14 protein-coding genes are annotated in these 22,342 nt (G+C 53.5%); 6 read left to right on the top strand and 8 right to left on the bottom strand.

Translation table 11 applies throughout. From position 1 onward, the window contains the following. Positions 1-306 precede the first annotated feature (306 nt). On the bottom strand, positions 307-5,781 hold the full coding sequence (locus tag ACKC9G_RS15870) for an AvrE-family type 3 secretion system effector (protein ID WP_411407162.1): 5,475 nt from the start codon (positions 5,779-5,781) through the stop codon (positions 307-309). A gap of 316 nt (positions 5,782-6,097) precedes the next feature. On the opposite strand from ACKC9G_RS15870, the gene ACKC9G_RS15865 reads away from it, so the two are divergent. Then, on the top strand, positions 6,098-6,949 hold the full coding sequence (locus tag ACKC9G_RS15865; RefSeq protein WP_411407160.1) for a thymidylate synthase: 852 nt from the start codon (positions 6,098-6,100) through the stop codon (positions 6,947-6,949). Between the two features lie 84 nt (positions 6,950-7,033). Here the strand turns inward: ACKC9G_RS15865 and lgt are convergent, their stop codons facing one another. Further along, complete coding sequence (gene lgt, locus ACKC9G_RS15860; protein ID WP_411407158.1) at positions 7,034-7,819, bottom strand: prolipoprotein diacylglyceryl transferase; 786 nt, start codon at positions 7,817-7,819, stop codon at positions 7,034-7,036. Positions 7,820-7,864: 45 nt separating this feature from the next. Then, positions 7,865-8,656 (bottom strand): sulfite exporter TauE/SafE family protein, encoded by a 792-nt coding sequence (locus ACKC9G_RS15855; RefSeq protein WP_411407156.1) that lies wholly within the window; start codon positions 8,654-8,656, stop codon positions 7,865-7,867. Between the two features lie 382 nt (positions 8,657-9,038). On the opposite strand from ACKC9G_RS15855, the gene ACKC9G_RS15850 reads away from it, so the two are divergent. Both ACKC9G_RS15850 and ACKC9G_RS15845 read left to right on the top strand, forming a co-directional pair. Continuing rightward, complete coding sequence (locus ACKC9G_RS15850; RefSeq protein WP_411407154.1) at positions 9,039-11,366, top strand: ATP-binding protein; 2,328 nt, start codon at positions 9,039-9,041, stop codon at positions 11,364-11,366. An 83-nt stretch (positions 11,367-11,449) separates the two neighbouring features. Then, the gene (locus tag ACKC9G_RS15845) at positions 11,450-13,504 is read left to right on the top strand and encodes a DUF3365 domain-containing protein (protein WP_411407152.1); all 2,055 of its coding nucleotides are present in this window, start codon (positions 11,450-11,452) and stop codon (positions 13,502-13,504) included. Between the two features lie 54 nt (positions 13,505-13,558). On the opposite strand, the gene ptsP is transcribed toward ACKC9G_RS15845, so the two are convergent. Together ptsP and ACKC9G_RS15835 are read right to left on the bottom strand one after the other, a co-directional pair. Beyond that, on the bottom strand, positions 13,559-15,865 hold the full coding sequence (gene ptsP / locus ACKC9G_RS15840; RefSeq protein ID WP_411407150.1) for a phosphoenolpyruvate--protein phosphotransferase: 2,307 nt from the start codon (positions 15,863-15,865) through the stop codon (positions 13,559-13,561). Between the two features lie 122 nt (positions 15,866-15,987). Further along, entirely contained in the window at positions 15,988-16,485 is a 498-nt protein-coding gene (locus tag ACKC9G_RS15835) for an RNA pyrophosphohydrolase (RefSeq protein ID WP_411407148.1), read from the bottom strand. 145 nt (positions 16,486-16,630) lie between these two features. On the opposite strand from ACKC9G_RS15835, the gene ACKC9G_RS15830 reads away from it, so the two are divergent. Beyond that, entirely contained in the window at positions 16,631-17,287 is a 657-nt protein-coding gene (locus tag ACKC9G_RS15830) for an HAD family hydrolase (protein WP_411407146.1), read from the top strand. 7 nt (positions 17,288-17,294) lie between these two features. Here ACKC9G_RS15830 and ACKC9G_RS15825 read toward each other — a convergent pair whose 3' ends face one another. Then, on the bottom strand, positions 17,295-17,954 hold the full coding sequence (locus ACKC9G_RS15825) for an HD domain-containing protein (RefSeq protein WP_411407144.1): 660 nt from the start codon (positions 17,952-17,954) through the stop codon (positions 17,295-17,297). A gap of 189 nt (positions 17,955-18,143) precedes the next feature. On the opposite strand from ACKC9G_RS15825, the gene ACKC9G_RS15820 reads away from it, so the two are divergent. Continuing rightward, positions 18,144-18,302: a YqaE/Pmp3 family membrane protein gene (locus tag ACKC9G_RS15820; protein WP_411407142.1), complete on the top strand. Its 159-nt coding sequence runs from the start codon at positions 18,144-18,146 to the stop codon at positions 18,300-18,302. Positions 18,303-18,432: 130 nt separating this feature from the next. Then, positions 18,433-19,236 carry a 3-oxoadipate enol-lactonase gene (pcaD, locus tag ACKC9G_RS15815; RefSeq protein ID WP_411407140.1) on the top strand — a complete coding sequence of 268 codons (804 nt, stop codon included), beginning with the start codon at positions 18,433-18,435 and terminating at the stop codon, positions 19,234-19,236. Between the two features lie 47 nt (positions 19,237-19,283). On the opposite strand, the gene ACKC9G_RS15810 is transcribed toward pcaD, so the two are convergent. Together ACKC9G_RS15810 and fabI are read right to left on the bottom strand one after the other, a co-directional pair. Next, positions 19,284-21,233, bottom strand: a complete 1,950-nt coding sequence (locus ACKC9G_RS15810) for an alkaline phosphatase D family protein (protein ID WP_411407138.1) — start codon at positions 21,231-21,233, stop codon at positions 19,284-19,286. Between the two features lie 62 nt (positions 21,234-21,295). Beyond that, a complete protein-coding gene (gene fabI, locus ACKC9G_RS15805) occupies positions 21,296-22,075 on the bottom strand; it encodes an enoyl-ACP reductase FabI (RefSeq protein ID WP_411407136.1) in 780 nt (259 codons plus the stop codon). Between the last annotated feature and the right edge of the window lie 267 nt (positions 22,076-22,342).

The following is a 22,342-nucleotide window of genomic DNA, read 5'->3' as shown; positions in this document are numbered from 1 at the left end:
CGTCCTTTTCCCAAACGGTACTACTCAGGCTGACTTCAGACCTTCCATGGCGATCAGCTCAGGAACCCTTCACCGGGTAGTTAACTCTGTGGCCCTCTAATCCTGAGGGTTCCTAGAAACTACATAACGTTGCATTAAACTTTATTGGCTAACATTTGCGCCTTATTAGGTCATCAAGGTATAGCCAGAACGCAACACAGAAGCAATAGGTGAGCCAAGATGGTGCGGGTATCAAAAAGTCTAAGAAAGACGGGCGCTCAGTGGCAAGACAGCGCCCTTCTCATTGAGTGACAAAAGCCGTCCGTATCAGGACAACTCCTGCCCGAACTCACGTGCCAGTGAAGTCGCAGCCTCACGTGTGCTCTGGTCTGCGAGGGAAGTGGCTCCCATCATGGTGTAATGCAATGGCAGCGCCTGATCCTCCGGCCCGTAGTGGAATTTGATTCTGGACTGTAGTTTTTCCATGCCGACTGAGGACGAACTGTTCCCGCCAGCGACAAACTGGATAGGCGTAAAGCTTTCGTTTAACCCGGTGATTTGCACCACTTTGATCTCTTTGATGCGAAGATTGCGCGGGTCTTTCATCAGGAGTGCGACATCCGCCGCAGAAATACGTCCCTCCGCCAACAAACGACTGGCACGCTGCTTCACTTCACTCCGCAGTTCCATAATCACTTTGCCACGCGCCTTGGGCGTCTCCTTGAGAGACTTCATCAGTGTGGCAAATTGCGGATCATGCTCAATAATGTGCTGCAGCTGCTGCGCGGCGGTTGGCTGCCGTTCCGGGTCAAGATGAGAGACCAGCGCGCCCAGCAAGCCGTTATGATCCAGACGATTGAGGTTGGTAAAGGTCGTGGTGTATTTCACCTCACGACCCAGCACACAGCTGTGGTTGGCATGAGCCAGTGCGGCAGTGTGGGTTTTCTGCAGCGCACGTACACCGCGCCACTGATCCACCGTCATTCCCTGACGGTTATGAAAGAGTGAACTCAGGCTGCGAAGCTGATGCAGCTCCAGCTCCTGACGGCTCTTTGGTGGGTTAAAATCACCGCCTCGCTGACGTGCAATAGCCTGCAGCGAGGCCAGCGTTTCCTTATCCGAGAAAAGTAGCTCCAGCCCCTTAATCACCTCCGGCAGGGCATCAAAGCTCAACGCGCCCGGCTGGCGAACGTGCACATCCACTTGCTTGACCTTGGTGTCCTCAACACTGATCTTGCCTTCGATACCGGTGAAATTGGTGTACTCATGCAGGTGGTCGCCCCGCTCGTTTATCTTCGGCGCTGTGAAGCCCTGAAGCGACAGCCCTACTGTGGCATTTGCCTTATCGAAGCCTGACACCTGCGTTTCCACCATATCGCGCTGGGATGTTTCGCCGCGCTCATGATCTTCGGTACGTGACAGGTGAGCGATGTTTCCTGTGAACACTGCGCCTGCCTCGCCACGCAACACCAGATAAGGGTTATCCTGGGAGTTGGTGATATCCACGCCCGCCCGAAAGCCAATGCGTCCGGTCAGATCCATGCTGAAAGACAGGGTATGACCGTGGCGATTCACATGCTCCAGCCCTTTCTCCAGCAGATCCTGAGGGGCGGTCGAATTCTCCACATCCAAAAGTTTATCGACGAAACTGTCGATATCATGCTCACTCAGGGTGAAATCGATGCCATGCCGTGCCGCATGCGAGAACGCATTAGACAGCGCCACTGCCGCACGAATATCGATCCCGGCCTTGCGGCCACTGTTGATATCATGCTGGAAGGCATTGGCGAAAGCAGGGTTATCCACATCGACACCGGCCATCAGTGGCAGCAGGTTCTGACCCATAAAGCCACCTACGGACAGGGTCTGGGCTTTATTTCGGGCAAAAGACACCACCATCGAGCCTTCATCGCGGGTAATCAGCATGGAGCGCCCCACCCCGGCCGTCGCTCCTGCCATGATGGCAGCAAAGAAGGGAAACGCGGTGGTCGGCATGTAGACCGTGCTTAGTCCGCCTTCATAGGCACGACCAAATGCCAGCGTCTCACCTTCGCGCAGGGAGTGCAGAATATCCTTCATGCGCTCTTTAAGCAGGTCGCGATCCTTGGCATCCAGCGCCGAGCGACTGGTCATGGTCACACCATGATCATCCTTGCGAAACGCCTTGAGGAATCCCTTGATCGTGTCGTAATTGGCTTCGAGATCCGAGAAACCCGCATGACCCATATCCGAATACCGACGAATCGGATTGTCGCGATACTCCGTATCACGCGCATTGACCAGTTCTTCCCACAGGGTTTGAAGCTGCGCCTGACTGGGCGGAGCACTGCCATCGGCCAGTGTTTCCAGGCGCGTTAGTAACGAGCCTAGTTTCTCCAGCGTGATGGTATTCAGTGTCAGGCGGGCCTTGGCGATGGCGGCCTCGTCCTGCATATCGCGCTGACGTCCAAGCGGTGCCTCGCTCTTGCTGTGCCCGAGGGCCACATCACGCTCATCCAGCATCGCCAGCAGTTTGCCTGTCACTCCGCGAGACATGCCATTACGATCCCAGACCTGCTTTAGCTCCTGCGTGAAGTTATGCTCGTTCGCATGGTTATAGCCTTGCTGCTGACGCGTCTTTACCTTTGCCTTTTCCTTGATATGACCATGACTGTCGAGCACCTTGGCCTGGGCAGTCAGCAAGGAAAGATTATGAAATGAGGAGCGGTCCAGCTCGTCCCGGAACTGACGCACCGCATCCAGCAGCCGCACGCCGTCTTCACCCAGCGCCTGACGATCATCAATCTGCCCTGCCAGCTCCAGCCGGGTCATGCGTTCATCCAGCGCCATCACCGGTTGGCGAGAGCGAGCCGCGGACTGCATGCCATCCAACTCATGGTGCAAACGCGTGGCTTCACGGTAGATATCACTCAGGCCTTCACGTCCCTGATAGCGATGCTGAATCGCATCTCCGGCAATTTTCAGCGGCCGCGGGGTTTCCATATTCATACGCACGTAGTGCGCCCGCAGACGCTCACGGAAACCACTGCCCACCTGCGGCAGCTTTTCAACGTTATTAAAGTTGGCGACACCTACATTGAACTGCACATCGCGCCCTTTGATTTTCTTCTGCTTGTCGGCCGCTGCCAGCCGCTCGAAGGTTTTATCAAACGCGGTACTCGGTGCCTGTCCCTGAGGCGGTGTTTCTTCATCCGCCACCTGCCAGCGCAGTTGCTCATTTAGCTGATACCGCTCTTCACTACCCTCGAGCACCAGGTCATGCCGCCCCGAGGTAAAAATATGCGATTCAGCGCTGCAATGACGCCCTTCTGGCAGAGCAATCTCTTCCCAGCGACTTCCCAGACGATCCGCCAGCGGATGCGACCATTGGGCTTTACTCATGGCGAACATCCGCCCGCTTTGCGTCCAGCCAATCAGATTCTGCTTTTTATCCAAATGCAGCTGCGCCAGCAAATCATGCTCTGGCAAGCCGCTAAGAGGCAGTGCGAGCGGCTGGCGCTGCGCGCTTTGATTAGTGCGGGAGTGCTGGCGCACGATCGGCTGGCCGGTGACATCCAGGCCGATGTAATGGTGGCTGTTTACCACGGCGGCACTGATGAACTGATCCTCTTCGCTGGAGCCACGAAGAGGCGCCTTGAGCTTAGGCAAATGCCGCTGGGATGGCAGGCTATAGAGGGTTTGCCCAAGCGTCTGCACTGGCGTTTTTTCCGGGATATCGAGCATGCGCAGCTTGCCGTTGACGATGGCATAACTGCGGCCATCCAAACCGCGTGACAGCGCATCGACGCCTTCCAGCCCCGGTGCGGTTCGCCAGCTGTCGGTGACAGCATCACGGAACAACACTTTGCCCTCGGACAGCCGCAAAGTGCCAAAACGGTCAAAATGAATCGCGGCTTCAGGTCTGGCAGTATTCTCAAGACCGTTCACTTTGGTGGTGACCAAGGAGTCGCCCAGATTCCAGCCGGGGCGGAAGTTGCCACGCTCGGCTTCGGGGCAGGCATGGGTTTGTCCGGCAATATCCTTCACCAGTGCCTGCAACTGCCCCCGGCCATCGGTGAAGAAACCGGTGATCCGCTGCTCACTGCCTAAGGCGCCAAGAAAACTGGGATGATGATGACGCAGGCGAACACTATTGCCTTCCTCCGCCGCCTTGTGCGCCTCCTCCAGGGTGATGCTGTAAAGGGCACCATGCTTGTCAGTCACATAGAGGTGGTCGCCGCTGATCGCCACTTCACTGGGCAGTCCGGGAGACAGCACGGCATCCGCCGTTGGATGATTATGCGCAGGCAATTCGATCGGCAACTTTTTCAGTTGCACCTTACGCCCCCATTCCGGCGGATCGATCAGGCTGATGTGCTGTTTTTCAAGAGTGCCGCCCAGCACCGCCAGCCGGCCCTCGGCATCCTGATGATGCGCGAGAATCGGGTCACGGGTGGCGTAGAGACCCGCCCCCTGAGACGACAACTGGACAATGCGGAACACATTATTATGGCGCGCGCAGGCACTCACCCGATTACCACTGCTGTGCAGTGACAACCACTTATCCGGTTGATCATGCGGGTTCAGCGTCGGCTCCCATGACTGCTTTTGCCGATTGAAGTGCATCAGCAAACCGTCATGCAGGCGAAACGCCTGACCCTGCGCATCCAGATGGGTATGAGTTAACTGTGCTTCGTGCTGTTTGTCCGGTAAAGGCAAGGTGCCTGGCAATGACGGCACACTGCTGTGCATCGCCGACATCCCGAACTCATCACCGCGAATATGATGGGCATAGCCCTGAGTGTCTCGCAGCAGCACCCGGCTTTCCTGATCCGCCAGCGGACTATCGCTGTCAGCTTTACTCAGTGTGCTGATTTTTTCAAAACGGCGCCCTTTATCGACCAGCGTTTTGGTCAATAAGGTTTGCATTTGCGGGGAGGTGCCCGGTCCGAAAGTGAGCTGCCCTTCCTGCCCTAAACCCAGCTCCATATGCACACCCTTGCCTTTCATCTCAGGCGCTGGCGCAGGGTTGGGGTTGCGTTTACGCAGCCTGTTGATCGGGGAGCCGTCCGTATGATGAGTCATCCAGTGATCAAGGCGCTTAAAGGGATTGCGTCGTACCGGAGCCTCGGTTGGGGTTGTATCCGTAGCAGGCGCCTGACCTTTGAGCATCCCCTCATAAGGCATTGCTTTGAAATCGGCGGCGCGGTCCTGCACCTTGGGCTCTACACCTTCCTGACGCCTGGGGCTGCGGCTTTCGTCATCGCTGTTGATGGCAGGCTTGGGCGTGTAGAACTCCTTCACGGGTGCGTGCTGCACTCCACTTCGCTCCTGATCAGACGGCGCGAGGTTCAGGCCATATTCCTCCAACAGATTCTGTGCCCAGTAACCCGCCTCATCCACCGGCGGCGTTTCAGGCAATCGAGGAGCAGGAGCCGCAACGACAGGTGGAGGCGGCGGAGGTAACTGCGGCTGCACAGGGATATCACCCTGTCGCTGTGCCAGCGGCGATGTTCCAACAGGCGTTTGCGCAGGCACAATCGGCGCTGAAATGACCGGCCGCTCCTTCTCCTTGTGACGTTTGCCAAGGTGCAGACGCTCACGCAAGCCAGAGAAGCGGTGAGTGCGGTGTTTTTGCTGACCATCCGCATTACCTTGCAGAACCTGCGGGCGATCGAAGGCGGAAGCTGCGATAGGCCGGACTTCATCCGTACGCGTAGCTCCTGCATTTAATTGTTGTGACAGGTGTTGATGAAGCGCTGGCGTGTGCCGTGCAGCATCGACTTCCTGGGCTATGGACGAGCGTTGAAAAACGCGAAGCATAGAGTGATGCCTCCTTGTCCAATCTCTAAGGGTGAACAGGAACCATCAGTTGCCTCGGCATAGCACTAACTGACATACGGTTAGCATTTATTTTTATTAGCAATTATCAGATAGCCGGGAGTGCCAGATTATCACTTTCACTTCCCACGCAGCCATCATTAAAACGTTTCCATGACGTGAAAAGTCGTATTTTCGTCCTGCCAGATCACTCCATAAAATCAGGTTTCATCTGTCGAGATGACAAGCACAGCTGAGCGCGTAAAATAGCCACTCTTTCACCAGCCATGACTGGCCATTTCTCCGGCGAGCAGGACCTATGAAACAGTATCTTGATCTTTGCCAGCGCCTTGTCGATGAAGGGGTCTGGGTCGAAAACCAGCGCACCGGCAAGCGCTGCCTGACGGTCATCAATGCCGACCTCACCTACGATGTCGCCAAGGGCGAGTTTCCATTAATAACGACTCGTAAAAGCTTCTGGAAAGCAGCGATAGCGGAAATGCTGGGCTATATCCGGGGTTACAGCAGCGCCGCAGATTTTCGCAAACTGGGCGCAAAAACCTGGGATGCCAACGCCAATGAAAACGCAGCCTGGCTGGCCAACCCTGCTCGTCAGGGTGAAGATGATATGGGCCGCGTATACGGGGTGCAGGGCCGTGCATGGCAGACACCGGAAGGCACACCGATTGATCAGCTGGCCAAGATTGTTGATGAGCTTTCCCGCGGCGTGGATGATCGTGGAGAAATCCTGAGTTTTTATAACCCTGGCGAATTTCACCTTGGCTGCCTGCGTCCCTGCATGTACAGCCATCACTTTTCACTGCTGGGTGACACCCTGTATCTAAACAGTACCCAGCGCAGCTGCGATGTTCCCCTCGGGCTGAATTTCAATATGGTACAGGTCTATTTCCTGCTGGCGATCATGGCGCAAATCACCGGCCACAAACCCGGCGTTGCGTACCACAAGATTGTGAATGCTCATATCTATGAAGATCAGCTGCCACTGATGCGCGATGTGCAGCTAAAGCGTGAGCCTCTGGCGCCGCCTCGCTTTAGCATTAATCCCGACATCAAGAGCCTGAACGATCTGGAAACCTGGGTCACTCTCGATGACTTCAGGGTTGAAGGCTATGAGTACCATTCCGCGATTCAGTATCCCTTCTCGGTCTGATGCCGTTTAACCCTCAGGATCGAAAAAAAGGGCGACCTGTAGAAGGCCGCCCTTTTTTATTTCGTCGATTTATTTAGGGAGTCACTAGTGGCGAGGACGCTCAGCCTTGTGGGCATATACCATCAGCCCCAAGCCCGCCAGCACCATGGGCACGCTGAGTAGCTGCCCCTGAGTGAGCCAGCCCCAGGCAATAAAGCCCAGTTGCGCATCAGGCTGACGGAAGAACTCGACGATAATCCGCGAGCAGCCATAACCCACCAGAAACAGGCCGGAGACCGAACCCGAGGGCCGTGGTTTACGTGAATAAACCCAGAGTACAGTGAAGAGAATGACGCCCTCCAGCAGCAGTTCATACAGCTGGGATGGATGACGCGGCTGATCGCCAGCGCGAGGAAATACCATCGCCCAGGGCACATCCGTCACCCGCCCCCAGAGCTCGCCGCCGATGAAGTTACCAATACGACCGGCTCCCAATCCAATAGGCACCAGAGGAGCAACAAAGTCACCCAGGCTTAACCAACGCAGATTCAGCTTTTTCGACTGCCAGGCCATTACACAGAGCACGCCCAGCAAGCCACCGTGGAATGACATCCCGCCTTCCCAGACTTCAAACAACCACAGCGGGTTATCAAGAAAACGGTCAAAGTTGTAGAAGAGGACATAGCCAATACGCCCGCCGAGCACGACACCCAGGGCACCAAAGAAAATCAGATCCGACAGTTGTTCCTTGGAAATACCAAAACGTTCACGACGTTTTTGTCCCAGCCACCAGGCTGCGGCAAAACCAATCAGGTACATCAGACCGTACCAGTGCACCTTGAGGGGCCCGATTTCCACTGCAATAGGATCAATCTGGGGATAAGTCAGCATAGTAAGGAATACCTTTCGAATAACATCCTTGAACTCGAAGCCGGTTCAGCCGGAAACGAGAAACCGTACACCGACGATAACCAGCAGTACAGCGAAGGCGCGTTTCAGAACGTGAGCAGGCAGGCGATGCGCAAGCTTGGCGCCCACCCGGGCAAAGGGGGTTGAAGCAATCATGATGCCGAGAACGGCGGGCAGGTAGACATAGCCCAGACTCCATTCCGGCAGCCCTTCGACATTCCACCCTTCCACTATATTGGTCAGCGCACCGGAAATGGCGATGGGTAACCCTAGCGCGGCAGACGTCCCTACCGCCTGCTGCATACGAACGTTACACCAGGTGAGAAAAGGCACGGTCAGTGTGCCGCCACCAATACCGAAAATAGCCGATGCCCAGCCAATCACTCCGCCAGCAGCCACCATTCCGGGCTTGCCGGGCAATTCGCGACCGGCCTTGGGTTTGAGGTTAAACGCCATCTGAATCGCTACCAGAATGGCAAAGACACCTATGAATTTTTGTAGCAAGGGCCCTGGCAGCATCACAGCAGTCTGCACGCCCAGCATCGCGCCGATCAGAATCCCGAGGGTACAACTGGCAAAAATAGACCAGAGCACCCCCCCTTTCTGATTGTGAGTGTAAATAGAGCTGATGGAGGTGGTGATGATGCAGGCCAGTGACGTGCCGATAGCCAGATGCGTTAGCACCTCAGTCGGTACATGCTGTGCGCCAAAGGCGAAAATCAGTGCCGGCACAATAACCATGCCACCACCAATACCAAACAGCCCGGCCAGCACCCCGGCGACGGCGCCCAGCACCAGATACAGCAAAAAGACCAGCATACGTATATTCTCCTTCGTTCTTCACCATCCGACTGCTCGCCACGTTGCGAACAGCGCTGAAGTCAGCGGCAGATGACCCGCATTGAAACGCGGCGTTATTCTAGCAGCACAATGTACGGCACTGGGGCAGACAACAGAAAATTCAAACAAAACCCTCGATCATGACAGCTACTGCCTCTCTCGTTCCTACTCCTCGCTCGGGTTGGGCAGATGTGAGCGCAGGGTCTATCTTTTTCAGGATAAAAGTAAAAGCTGTCAGCTTTGCGCAACCCCGGTTATTGCAGCCCATCGGGGGGATAGCGATAGTAGTCCATCCGGTAAAACATAGTCAGCAAGGCAGCTAACGGCCTTATCGTCACGTTTGTCAGCTTTGGAAATTGCCATGAGTCATGCCAACTCACCTACATTTTTCAGCCGCGTATGGCGCTCGTACCTCAAGAGCGCCCTGATCCCGATCATCCTGATCGAGCTCGCACTGGTCGTTGCCTATCTGCTGACCAACAGCATCATCCGTGATGAAAACATCCAAAGCATGCGTAATGTTTCCCGCACACAGCTGGATGCGGTCTCGACCATTGAGGCAGATCGCATCGCCGATCAGCTGGAGGGGGTCGCCAATATGACGCGACTACTGCAAAAGCGTGCAACCGAAGCCTACATGACACCTTTCGCAGGCAGCGAGCGCGAACAGTCCCGTTATAACGTTGCTGACGGCGTGCTCTACACCACGAATTCCAAACCTAACGAAGCGGCATTTTTTATGTCCAACCTCACGCCGGCGGGAGCCCAGCAGCGTGAACGTGCCATTCAGCTGAGCCAGCTCGACCCGCTGTTTCGTAATATTGTCGAGTCACAGCCGCTGGTGGCGCAGGTGTATATCAATACCCAGGAATCCATGAACCGGATTTACCCCGCCTTTGATGTGTTCGAGCAGTTCCCCCACGACATGAACATTCCCGAATACAATTTCTTTTACGAAGCTGACGGCGCGCATAACCCAAGTGGTGACACGGTCTGGACCGATGTTTATCAGGACCCGGCTGGCCAGGGTTGGATGACTTCCAGTATCGCGCCGGTCTATCTCAATGATCAGCGTCAGAGCGGCCATCCGGAAGCCGTCGTCGGGTTGGATGTCACGCTGGATCGAATGATTACCCAGGTAAAAACCCTTCACGTTCCCTGGGATGGTTACGGTGTGCTGATTGATCGCTCAGGCAATATTCTGGCGATTCCACCACAAGGCGAGGCCGACTGGTCTTTACCCTCGATTGCCAATAACAACGGCGAGGAGTTGCCCGATGCCTATAACCTCAATAAACGCAGTGATACCCAGATTCTCATGCGTCACATGCAGGAAGGCGCCACCAGTGGCATGACCACTTTGACCATGCAGAAAGAGCCCATGCTGATCAGCTGGCATCAGATCAATGGCACCAACTGGTACCTGATGGCGATGACCAAAGAGAAGAATATCTTCGCCGATGCCATCGCCCTCAACAGTCGCTTTAACCGCATCGGCTTTATGATGATTGCGGCACTGGTCGCCTTCTATGTGGTGTTCTTTATCTTCCTCTATCGCAAGGCTGGCTCACTGGCCCGCTCTGTGGCAGATCCCCTGCGCGATGTTTCCGGCATGATTCGCAATATCGGTCAGGGCAACTATTACCAGCGCTTGCCTCACTTCAATCTGCAGGAGCTGGATGATACCGCCCGCGGCGTGGTACTGACCGGGCAGCAGCTCGGCCAATACACACAGGCACTGGAAGAAGCGAAAACCAATCTTGAAACCCTCAACAGGGAGCTGGAAGCCCGCGTCATGACGCGCACAGAAGAGCTGCAGGAATTGAACGGTCAGCTCAGTGCGGAAAACAAGGCTAATGCTCGTCTGATCAATGAGCTGCAACAAACTCAGGCGCAACTGATCCAATCCGAGAAAATGGCCTCCATCGGTCAGCTGGCAGCGGGCGTGGCCCATGAAATCAATAACCCTATGGCGTATATCTCCGCGAATATCGAGGCGATGGGCGACTATGTTCATGACCTGGTGGCCTTGAATGAAGCCTACGAACAAGCCTTGCCTGAAGAGCCTACGCCGGAGAAAACCTCGCTGGACAACTTCAAGGAACAGCTGGATTACGACTTCCTCATCAGCGATTTGCAGGCACTGATTACCGAGTCCCGAGAAGGAACGCGGCGAGTCAAGAAAATCATCGAAGACCTGCGTGAGTTCTCCCACACCGCCGACGATAAGTGGGCCAGGACGGATTTGCACAAAGGGCTCGAGAGTACGCTCAACATCGCCAACAATGAGCTGAAGTACAAAGCCACCGTCGAGAAAGAATACGGCGATATGCCTGAAGTCGAGTGCATTCCCTCACAAATCAATCAGGTTATTCTTAACCTTCTGGTAAATGCAGCGCAGGCCATTGAAAACTCGGGCACAGTGACGGTTCGCACCGGAACTCAAGGTGACCAGGCGTTTATTGCCATCAGCGATACCGGCTGTGGCATTGCGCCTAATAATCTGAATCAAATCTTTAACCCCTTCTTCACTACCAAGCCCGTTGGCAAGGGAACGGGCTTGGGACTGGCCATGAGTTACAATATTATGGAAAAACATCACGGTCGGATTGAAGTACAGAGCAAGGTCGGTGAAGGCACAACTTTTACCCTCTGGCTGCCCATCCGCCAGACGCCACCTGAGCACTGAGACGCTTTCTTCAGACTGGCCCATTGACCAAATAGCCTGCAAAGATGCCCGCAGGGACAGCGGCAAAAGGATAGATTGTGGACTTGAAAACACCTCCAAAGCTGGCGCTGCTCTTTTCCGGCCCCCGCTTTGCCGCCGTGATTATCCTGCTGATGGTAATGAGCCTGTTGCTGGTCTGGGGTGATTACCAGCAGCGTCTGGCCCGAGTGCAGAAAGAAGCGATCCAGCAGGCTGATGACTATCTGGATCTGTTGATTCAAATTCGGGGATTCTATTCCCGCGAGGTGATTCCCAAGGCGGAAAAGGCCGGTATGGTGATCGGCGATGAATATCGCCAGGACGACAACACGCTGCCACTTCCCAATGTGTTCACCCGACTGCTCGCCCGCCAGCTGATGGAAGAAAACACCGGCCTGCGCATCCGCATGTACAGCGATATTCCTCTGCTGAACGGTCAGGGCTCCCAACCTCAGGATGAATTTGAGAGCGACTCGTTGCGGGCAGTGAACTCCAATGCCTTTAGCCCTTATTACCTCTTCGACTACCGGCATGACCAGCTGACCCTGAGCTATGCACGAGCCGACCTGCTCTCACCCAGCTGTATCAGCTGCCATAACGCATCGCCTCAAACGAACAAGCATGACTGGAAAGCCGGTGATGTTCGCGGAGCCATGGCGGTGAGCCGTACTTTTGGGCCGAACTCGGTGCCCAACCTGTTGCTTTCCTACAGTGCGCTGCAATCGCTGATCATCATCGCTCTACTTGGCGTTTTCTGGCTGGTGGTTACCCGACTGCAGCGCGCGCTCTATCAGTCTGAAGCCACCAATGACCGAACTCAGAGCATTAATCAGCAACTGCAGTTGCAGGTCATGCAGCGAGAAGAGGCTGAGCAGGAGCTGCGTCTGACGGCGTCAAAAACCTCTGCCATTATTCACAGCATCGCCGACTGCCTGATGCTGGTCGATCAGCAGTGGCGCATTCAGCAAAGCAATCCCGCCGGTTTGCAGTTACTTCGCAGCCAATGGGAAAACCTGCGCATGCAGCCTCTCAGCGACTTCATCCCCACTCTGAATACACCGCCTGACCAATGGCTAACCAGCAACAGCGCACCTATTGAGTTTGAGATTGTGCGTGAAGATGGCACCAGCTTCCCGATTCTGGCGCAGATCACCCGGGTGGCCGATGCGAAACCTTCACTGTACGTCGTTGTCGCCCGCGATGTTTCAGAGCAACGCGCTCTTGAGCAAACACTGTCTGAAGCCCGCGACCAGGCACTTGCCTCCTCTCAGATCAAGTCTGAATTCCTGCGCAAGATGGAACAGCTCAATAGTGAGCTTGAGCTACGAGTGGCGGAGCGTACAGAAGCCTTACAGGCCGCTAATGCTCAGCTACAGCAAACAGCAGCGGAACTGGAGACAGAACGACACAGCCAACAACAGCTTATTCATCAATGGCAAAGTGCGCAGTCCCGCCTGCTGCATCAGGAAAAAATGATCGCGCTGGGCCAGCTCACTTCAGGGCTGGTAGCTGAGGTACATGCGCCGCTGGCACTATCCCAGTTACTGCTGGATCGTGAGCGCCAGTCGGATGAGCACCCCAGTGAATACTTACGCGACCTGCACCAGAGCCTGACGGATATCGAGCGCTGCGTTCATGATCTGCAGAAACTGGCTGAAGCCGAACCTGGCAGCTATGTGCCTGTCGAATTAAATGGACTGATTACACAGGTGCTAAAAGCGCTGGCCCCAACGCTGAATGGCCGTTTAAGCCTCGAGACTGACTTCCACCCTCTGCCGCCCTACATGGCCAATATCATGCCCCTGAGCAAGCTGCTGGTGGGTATTCTGATCTTCTCAGCGGAGCAACTTGAGGGCATCGAGCCGAAGCACTGGAAACTCATCACCCGAACGCTCGAAGAAGGGACAATGCAGCAGATTGAGATCAGCCTGTGCGCTCCCTTTCTGCCACTTTTACCACAATGGCAACCCTGCCTGCTGGATAGCTTTGGCCTTAATGACAAAGTCAAAAGTATTCAGGCCAGCGCCGGTGCGACAATTGAGATAGCACAGCGCAGCTCCGGTGAGCTCTGTGGTATTCGGCTACTTATCAATAATCCCGAGACACCCGTCAGCCAATAAAAAAACCCGAGACAATAGCCTCGGGTTCTTTAAGGACCGCAGACGGTCGACACACTAGTTCAGAGAATCAGAAGCTGCCGCTCGCCGGTTCGTCAGTCGCCCTACGCCGGACTCGTTCAGTACGTCAAAAATAGCGGCTTCGACTTCCTTAGGATCGTTCAGGGTCATGATGTAATTCAGCAGGGTACGAGCACGCTCGATGGTTGTCGCGCGAATCGCTGCCTTCACCCGAGGCAGGTTGATCGGACTCATGGAAAGCACGTCATAACCCATTGCCATCAGCAGAATGGCGCCGCCAGGATCACCTGCCATCTCGCCGCAAATACTGACCTGCACGCCAACTTTATGGCCCTCATTGATCACATGCTGCAGTGCCTTTAGCACCGCGGGATGATAAGAGTCATAAAGCCCTGCAACGCGGGGATTATTACGGTCGACCGCCAGCAGGTACTGGGTAAGGTCATTACTTCCCACCGACATGAAGTCCACATGACGAGCAATATCACCAGCCATATACACCGCGGCTGGCACCTCGATCATGACGCCAATTTCAGGGGTCTTGATCTCCAGGCCTTCATCACGCAGCTCTGATACGGCATCGTGGATAAACTGTTTTGCCTCAATCACTTCGCTGACGTAGGTGATCATCGGCAGCATGATCCGCAGGTTATTCAGGCCCTGACTGGCCTTGAGCATCGCTCGCACCTGGATCTTGAGAATCTCGGGATGGTCCAGCGTGACACGAATACCACGCCAACCCAGGAAGGGGTTATCTTCCTCAATGGGGAAGTAAGGCAGCGCCTTGTCACCACCAATATCGAGAGTACGCATGGTCACATTACGCGGCGCAAAGGACTCCAGCTGGATCCGGTAACTTTGAACCTGCTCAGCTTCCGTAGGAAAGGACTCACGGATCATGAACGGTACTTCGGTGCGATAGAGACCGATCCCCTCAGCGCCACGTTCAAGTGAACGGGTAACATCGGCGCCCAACGCGGTGTTGACCCACAACGGCATTCGATAACCATCACAGGTTTCGGCAGGCAGATCTTTCAGCGCCTCAAGACCCTCTGTCAGGCTACGTTCTTCCGCCAAAATCAGCTCGTAGTAATGACGCAGATCCGCACTGGCATTAACAAAGACACGCCCCATGTAGCCATCGACAATCAGCTCCTGACCTTCCAGCGTGGTCATCGGCAAATCCACCGCCCCCATAAGGGTAGGGATTCCCATGGAACGGGCCAGGATCGCGGCATGGGAATTCGATGACCCCATCATCGATACCAGACCAACCAGACACTCAGGAGGCACCTCACCCAGCATGGCGGGCGTCACTTCTTCCGCGACCAGTACGGTCTGGGGTGGATATTCCTTGGGCTCAGTACGCGCTTCTTCCTGCAGATAGGCAAGAATCCGCCGACCCAGATCCCGAATATCCGATGCTCTCTCACGCAGATAGGCATCATCCATCATTGAGAACTGGCGAATATGGCCCTGAACCACAGTGCACAATGCGCCCTGAGCCCAGTTACCCGTTTTGATCTGAGTGACGACTTCTGCCGGCAGGGCATGATCATCCAGCATGCGCAGATACACATCAAAGAGTGCTGCTTCGTCTTTTCGAAGCCGCTTCTCCAGAGTCCGGCCTACAGCTTTGATGTCACGTCGAACCAGTTTCAGGGCTGCCGTGAAACGCTGCACTTCCTGATCAATTCGTTCGCCAGTAATGGCTTTGGCAGGTACTGCGTCAAGATCAGCCGGAGTCGCCATAACAACACCAGTACCAATGGCAACACCCGGCGATGCGGCGATACCGTCATAGCGTGTTTCTGCACTGGTACTCTGATTACGATGGCGCGAAGGGCTAATACCAACAGTTGCCTCGGCATGAGCAAGGATACCGGCCAACTGAGCTGACATGGTGACGAGGAAGGCTTCATCACCTTCATCAAAACGGCGCTGGTCGCGCTGCTGAACGATAAGAACGCCCAAGACACGACGCTGGTGAATAATCGGCACACCAAGGAACGACTTGTAGCGCTCCTCGCCGGTCTCTTCAAAGTAACGAAATTGCGGATGTTGTGCCGCATCATCAAGGTTAATAGGCTCAGCACGCTGTCCCACCAAACCGACCAGACCTTCATGCGCACCAATAGTAACCTGGCCAACAGAAGACTTATTCAAACCTTCTGTTGCCATCAAGACAAAAGCGTCACGATCGCGATCAAAGAGGTACACCGAACACACATGAGTGCCCATGGCCTGACGAATGCGTTTGACGATAAGCTCCAGTGCCGCATCCAGCGTTTCAGCGCTGTCGACTTCCTGAACTATCTTTCGCAATGTCTCCAGCTTGGGCATCGCGGTTCCCTCTTTGTTACGTACTAATGTGTCACGTACTAGGCTTGATGCCCTCTTTCCTGTGGCAGGACAGCACTGAAAGGCCACCTCCTTGGTGTGCCGGATTCAGCCTGCATTTCAGTTCAAAAAGGCTCCTGACCATGAAACAGGCGCATATGTCTTCCAGACAGCTCCCGCATGGCACGGCGATACACTTCCCGCTTGAAGGACACAACCTGTCCCAGCGGATACCAATAACTCACCCAGCGCCAGTGATCAAACTCTGGCGAATGGCCACCGTCTATACAGACGCGTTCATCTTCAGCCAGTAAGCGTAGCAAAAACCATTTCTGTTTTTGGCCGATGCATACAGGATGGCTGTTATGACGAACCATACGTTTTGGCAGGCGGTAGCGAAGCCACCCTCGGGTACAGGCCAGCACTTCAACATGTTCGGCACTTAACCCAACCTCTTCCTTGAGCTCCCGGAACAGCGCCTGTTCGGGCGTTTCCGAGAATTTGATACCTCCCTGAGGGAATTGCCAGGCATCTTGCCCGACACGACGAGCCCACAACACCTGCCCTTGACCATTCGCCAGGATGATGCCCACATTGGGCCGGAATCCGTCTTCATCTATCACGGAATCATCCTGCTGTAACTTGATATTTCCCTTATTCTTCCATAACTGGCGGGATTCACCAAGGGCTGATGATCATCAAAACTTTTTGGAAACAGCAGCTTAGCCCGTATGATGACAATGCACTGCACAACGAGGAGAAATTGCTATGGCCCTGGCCATTTTTGACCTAGACCACACCTTGATCGGCGGCGACAGTGATCAGGCCTTTGGCCAGTATCTGGCTGAGGAGGGTCTGGTAGATGCCGAGGCTTTTCAGGCGCAGTCCCGTGCGTTTTATCAGCAGTATATGGAAGGCACTCTGGACATTATTGCCCATCTGCGCCATTCCTTGTCTCCATTGACACAGTTTAGTATGGATGAACTGGCCTCGCTGCATGCGGACTTTTTCGCTCGCAAAATCCGTCCGATGCTGCTTCCCAAGGCTCATCAATTACTGGCCAAACACCGCGCCGCAGGTGACTTTCTGCTGGTTATTACCGCGACCAACCACTTTGTCGCTGCGCCCATCGCTGAAGCCCTGGGGGTGGATGATGTCATCGCCTGTGATGCGGAGATTAAAAATAACCGCTATACCGGCGAGCCTACGGGCATTCCAAGTTTCCGCGAAGGTAAAGTCACGCGCCTGGAGGCCTGGCTGGAACAGCATCCTCACATCACAATGGAAGGCAGCTACTTTTACAGTGACTCCTTTAATGATCTACCTCTACTGGAGCGTGCCACACACGCGGTAGCGGTTGATGCAGATGATAATCTGCAAAAGGCGGCATCCGAGCGGGGCTGGCCCAGTATTAGCCTGCGCTAATTAGCAATCATGCGGATACCGATGATGTGTCCTGCTCATCGGTATCATCCAATGGCTCACCGATTTCCCGGCGCAGCTCTTCCAGATACTCCTTCATGTAGGCCGTGCGCTTTTTTGCCTCCTGCCGTCCAGCCTCCGTCTTGAAGCTTTCCTCTAGCAAAAGCAGCTTGGTATAAAAATGATCCAACCCATAACGCTTATCGTCAGGTAAACGCTCCTGACAAAACGGATCATTCAACGCATAGAGCGCTCGTTGAAGCTGCCCGCCCACCATGAAAGTGCGGGCAAGACCGATAGCACCTAACGCATCAAGCCGGTCGGCATCCTGCACAATGCAGGCTTCCAGGGTTTTCGCCTCGACATTAGCACTAAAACTATGAGCGTGAATGGCATGGTGAATTGCCCGCTTCTGTTCAAGGCTAAAGCCCTGCCCCTCAAGCAACTGCATCGCTTTATCAGCACTCATGCGAGAAGCCAGGTGACGTTCGGGATGATCCTTCGGCAAGTTCACACAGTCATGCAACCAGGAGGCCGCTTCGACAATATCGGAATGCGCTCCTTCCTGCTCACATAGTCTTTTCGCAGTACTCACTACACGCCTGATGTGAGCCACATCATGGGCGACATCCGTAGCGAAACCTTGAAGCAACAATGGATAGTTACGCACAACTCCCCCTTTGGAAATGCTATGTGACACATAGAAGCAAAGCCTCAATACAGCGTCTTTACTGAGTGTAAAGCCTCTAGATCCGGTAGACGCTTATGCATGAAATGGCAATGTCTTGTCGCTCAAACGTTGTGTCCCCAATGGCAATACAGTGATCAAACAACCTAACACTGTTAAAGGAAACACATCATGGATCTGATACGAATCATCTTTGCCATTATCCTTCCTCCTCTTGGCGTATTCTTGCAAGTCGGTCTGGGAGGCGCATTCTGGCTGAATATTCTGCTGACTCTCTGCGGATATGTTCCAGGCATTGTTCATGCGGTTTGGATTATCGCCAAACGTTAGATCACGGATGGAGCTAATCACTTTCGCTGTGTCGTTACATACCGACGACACAGCGTACCATCAGACTTCATTTTTTCCCTTCCTGTTGGCGTCTATGGTTTAGGTAATGCTCCACTTGAAGGAAGGATTCATGAGCAACCTCTTCACTAACACTGCCCAACTAAACTATCGCTATGATGGCCCTAGCGAAGGCCCAGTTCTTGTTCTGATTAATGCATTAGGAACCGAACTTTCGCTTTGGAACGGCCTCGTGTCAGAGATTCAGTGTCATCTCCCCACGGTACGCCTATTACGTTACGACCTTCGCGGTCAGGGAAAATCACCCACGCCTGCACCTCCATACACCATTGAAGACCACACCGCAGACCTTATGGCGCTGCTTGATAAGCTAGGAATTAAAGAAGCTGTCTTCTGTGGACTGTCTATAGGTGGCCTTATTGCCCAGTGCATCACCAAAAATCATGTATCCCGAGTGAAGGGGCTGGTGCTGATAGGCACTGCAGCAAAGATAGGCTCTGAGCAAAGTTGGGATACTCGTATCGAGCAAGTCAATGAAGCGGGACTTGTAAGCCTTAGCGACAACATTATGAAAGTCTGGTTTTCGCGGCAGTTTCATCAGCAGCACCCAGAGAAGGTTGCAGACACCAAAAAACAGCTAGAAAGAACAAGTAAAACAGGCTATTTAGGCAGCTGTGAGGCACTGAAAACGGCAGATTATCGAGGATCATTGGAAGGGATTCGTTTACCCACGATGTGTGTCGTAGGTCAAGAGGATGGCTCAACGCCCCCGGATGTTGTCAAGGAACTCGCAGCCAGCCTTTGCGGAGCCCAGATGCATACTCTGGACGACGCTGCACACATGTTACCGGTAGAGAAGCCCCAGCAACTCGCCCGGATGCTGGCTGCATTTTATGATGAATACGCACTGCTTTAAGTTGTGCACGAAGATTTAGCGGAGCAGAGAGAAGAGTGAACAACTCATCACTCCCACTGCTCTTCCTCTCCTTCAAACACACTGAAGTTCAAATCGCGCCCATCTGACGTAAGCTGCGAGATAAGTATGGGCTTACCATCATCATCCAACTTAACATACCCCATTCCCGAGGCATTAATTAGCCGCTCACCACGGCTTCCCTCTTCAGGCCGTCTGGGATGTATCTGCATTAAGCGTCTTTTAGTAAACCAGTTAAGCGGGGACCATGGGGCATAGAGCCATCGATTAAGACGATCAAAAATATCCAGTAACTTCCCTGGAAATTCATTTTTAATACCGCTACTGGTGATCTGCCAAATCATCGGCCCCTGTTTTTTAAAGCGCAGATGCACGTCATACACAAAGGAGTAGTGCACATCGCCTGACAATATGACGAAATGACGCGGTGTACGTGAATGCCGGAAGATATTCAACATGACATTCGCTGCACCAGGATGAGCCATCCAGTTCTCCGCATCGACCAGCAGTGGCTTACCAATCCAGGTAAAGAAACGCTGCACGGCTTCAATAAGCTTCACGCCAAATACAGGAGCGGCTGAGATAACCACCACCGCTTTATGATCAAAGAGAGCTTGTTGAAAATCGACTAATGCTTCCCAATCCAGGAGCCCGGAAGGCTTGTTGAGGTTCTTTTCAGAACGCCAGCGCCGAGTACGTGTATCCAGCACAACCATGGGGGGAGTGGTTGGGACGATGTAACCCCAGTTTGGCCACTGCAGATGTTGGTCGATCAGTTTATTTTGCTCATCCAGTTCATAAAATCCTGCAGCTACAGCCTTCTCTGTCATTTGCCGCAGGCTTTGCAAGAGAGGCTTAAGCGTTGCATGCTCATTTCCTGCACCTTGGCACAAGCAATACGCCACAAGAGCATTACCAATGATTCTGCGTGAAAAAGGATGCCCGTAAGCAGCTTGCTCCCAGCCAGCAGTAAGATTCCAGTCATCAGTGACATCATGATCATCAAAGATCATTAATGAAGGAACATGTGCCAGCAAACGCCTTACCTGCGGTAAACCTAGCGCGAAATCTTTGATCGTAGCCAGCTCTTCAGTATATGCCTTGTGGTGATCTTCGCTGATACCCTCTGGCGCTTCCTCAAGCTCTAGTAAAGGCCATAAGGTGGGAGACCAAACCAGCAGATACATGGCGATCATTTCACTAAGTGTGATCAGATGATTGTGGGCAGAATCAGTAGTGAAGATCGGCTTTTTTACACCTTTGAAGAAGCGTTGCTCCACCTGTTCACCATCTTTGGATTCAGGCAGAAGCTCTTGTCGTGCATAGTAACAATAGGCACTGGCAAGAAGATCCTCAGAACTCTCTACCAATGAGCCTTCAAGTTTCTCATGCCATAGACCCAATAAATCCTGCGTCTGGTGAATTGCTTTTAGCATCGGGCCAGCGACATCATCAGCATAAATCTGGTCACCAGACATCATCATTAGTGTTGGCCAGCTACTGGGATCAGCACGTTTGCTTGCTAATGCACTATCGGCTCTCACCATACCATCACCTGACGGATGATGTGGTTTCCGGCAGGATCCATGAAATAAGGGAGACAGCTTGTCGCGCCAGAGAAAGGAAGGTAGAGACTCACCTTCATAGCAAAGATCATCAATAGCTTCATGAACAGGAATGGCAGTATCACCTTGCAGAAAGCTAAGCGAATAGCTGACCGGAACCCCCTCTGGCAGGGGCTTGGCTAATGTGTAGCTTAATAAATGCAGATAGCAGCGATGTCCCATCTGAAAATAGGAAAACTCCCCGTCAGGGGTAAGCCAAACATCAGAATCCTCATTAATGCCTTGGAAGAGCCGAAGATCCCAATCAACGTTCTGCGATGTTACGATCCAGATTAGTAGTGAGTCTTTGCTTACTCTCCGAATCACAGGCCCCGACAGAAGAACAGGTAACGATACTGAAGAATTTGTCGTCATAGAGTTCTGGAGGTGAAGAAATGAACTCCATACTTAAGGTTAAGTCGATGAAAAACCCAGCCTCACGCCATAAGATTTACACCAGCATCAATATAGATCTCACATCCCGTCAGATTCTGAGCCAACGGGCTGACCAGAAAAGCCGCCACCGCTCCTACATCTTCTGGTGATCCGATACGATGGAGCGGTGAGTGGGAACTGGCCTCTTCTAGTAACTCATCGAACTTTTCGATGCCTGAAGCCGCGCGAGTGGGCATCGGACCGGGTGAGAGCGTATGCACCCGAATATTCGCGCCACCCAGCTCAGCAGCAAGATATTTAACAGAGCTCTCCAGTGCAGCTTTAACAGGCCCCATCAGGTTGTAATGTGGTACAACCCGCTCAGCACCAAGATAGCTCATCGTCAGGATTGTCCCGCCCCCGGTTTCCCTGAGAAGTGGTTCAGCCAAACGCGCTACTCGCATTAAAGAATGACAGGAGATGTCCATAGCTTCAGCAAAACCTTCACTAGAGGAGTCTGTCAGTCTTCCGTGTAAATCGTCGATGGGCGACCAAGCAATCGAGTGAATCACAAAATCCAGACGCTGAAACTTTTCTTTGATCATTTGAAAAACATCAATAAGTGCCTGAGGCTCCCGCACATCACAAGGCATCAATAAAGGAGAGTTAAGCATGCTGGCCAAAGGCTCTACATATGCTCTCGCTTTATCATTAAGGTAAGTAAGACAAATCTCTGCACCAGCCTCTCTCAGCGCTTTAGCGCAACCAAAAGCAATACTGTGCTCATTAGCAACACCAAGCACTAACCCTACTTTCCCCGTCAAATCGATTGATAATGCCATGAGAACCCTCCTTACCATTCATGCTGTTATGCAGTATGGCCATTCTCAAGAGTAGTGCCATCCTAGTTTTACAATAGCAGTGGCATAATGAACCAGATCTGGCAAAGCATAAACGTGAATAGCAGGCGATAGGGCTGCATAACCAGCGCAGAAAGTACGGAGTGAGCGGCGTTTGACTGGTCCTGGCCAGGCCTTTTTCCAAGCATAAAAAAACACCCTGACCATCTCTGATCAGGGTGTCGGTGTTGGATGCCTGGCAATGACCTA

It is taken from the genome of Pokkaliibacter sp. CJK22405 (assembly GCF_046614695.1).
GTDB lineage: Bacteria > Pseudomonadota > Gammaproteobacteria > Pseudomonadales > Balneatricaceae > Pokkaliibacter.
The sequence above is the reverse complement of the archived record's forward strand: the minus strand, read 5'-3'. Positions and strand labels throughout refer to the sequence as shown.

Excerpts from the sequence above, each read along its gene's own strand:
- ACKC9G_RS15810 (WP_411407138.1), bottom strand. The coding sequence starts at position 21,233 with ATGACGACAAATTCTTCAGTATCGTTACCTGTTCTTCTGTCGGGGCCT.
- pcaD (WP_411407140.1), top strand. The coding sequence starts at position 18,433 with ATGAGCAACCTCTTCACTAACACTGCCCAACTAAACTATCGCTATGAT.
- fabI (WP_411407136.1), bottom strand. The coding sequence starts at position 22,075 with ATGGCATTATCAATCGATTTGACGGGGAAAGTAGGGTTAGTGCTTGGT.
- ACKC9G_RS15865 (WP_411407160.1), top strand. The coding sequence starts at position 6,098 with ATGAAACAGTATCTTGATCTTTGCCAGCGCCTTGTCGATGAAGGGGTC.
- lgt (WP_411407158.1), bottom strand. The coding sequence starts at position 7,819 with ATGCTGACTTATCCCCAGATTGATCCTATTGCAGTGGAAATCGGGCCC.
- ACKC9G_RS15820 (WP_411407142.1), top strand. The coding sequence starts at position 18,144 with ATGGATCTGATACGAATCATCTTTGCCATTATCCTTCCTCCTCTTGGC.
- ACKC9G_RS15830 (WP_411407146.1), top strand. The coding sequence starts at position 16,631 with ATGGCCCTGGCCATTTTTGACCTAGACCACACCTTGATCGGCGGCGAC.
- ptsP (WP_411407150.1), bottom strand. The coding sequence starts at position 15,865 with ATGCCCAAGCTGGAGACATTGCGAAAGATAGTTCAGGAAGTCGACAGC.
- ACKC9G_RS15855 (WP_411407156.1), bottom strand. The coding sequence starts at position 8,656 with ATGCTGGTCTTTTTGCTGTATCTGGTGCTGGGCGCCGTCGCCGGGGTG.
- ACKC9G_RS15870 (WP_411407162.1), bottom strand. The coding sequence starts at position 5,781 with ATGCTTCGCGTTTTTCAACGCTCGTCCATAGCCCAGGAAGTCGATGCT.
- ACKC9G_RS15850 (WP_411407154.1), top strand. The coding sequence starts at position 9,039 with ATGAGTCATGCCAACTCACCTACATTTTTCAGCCGCGTATGGCGCTCG.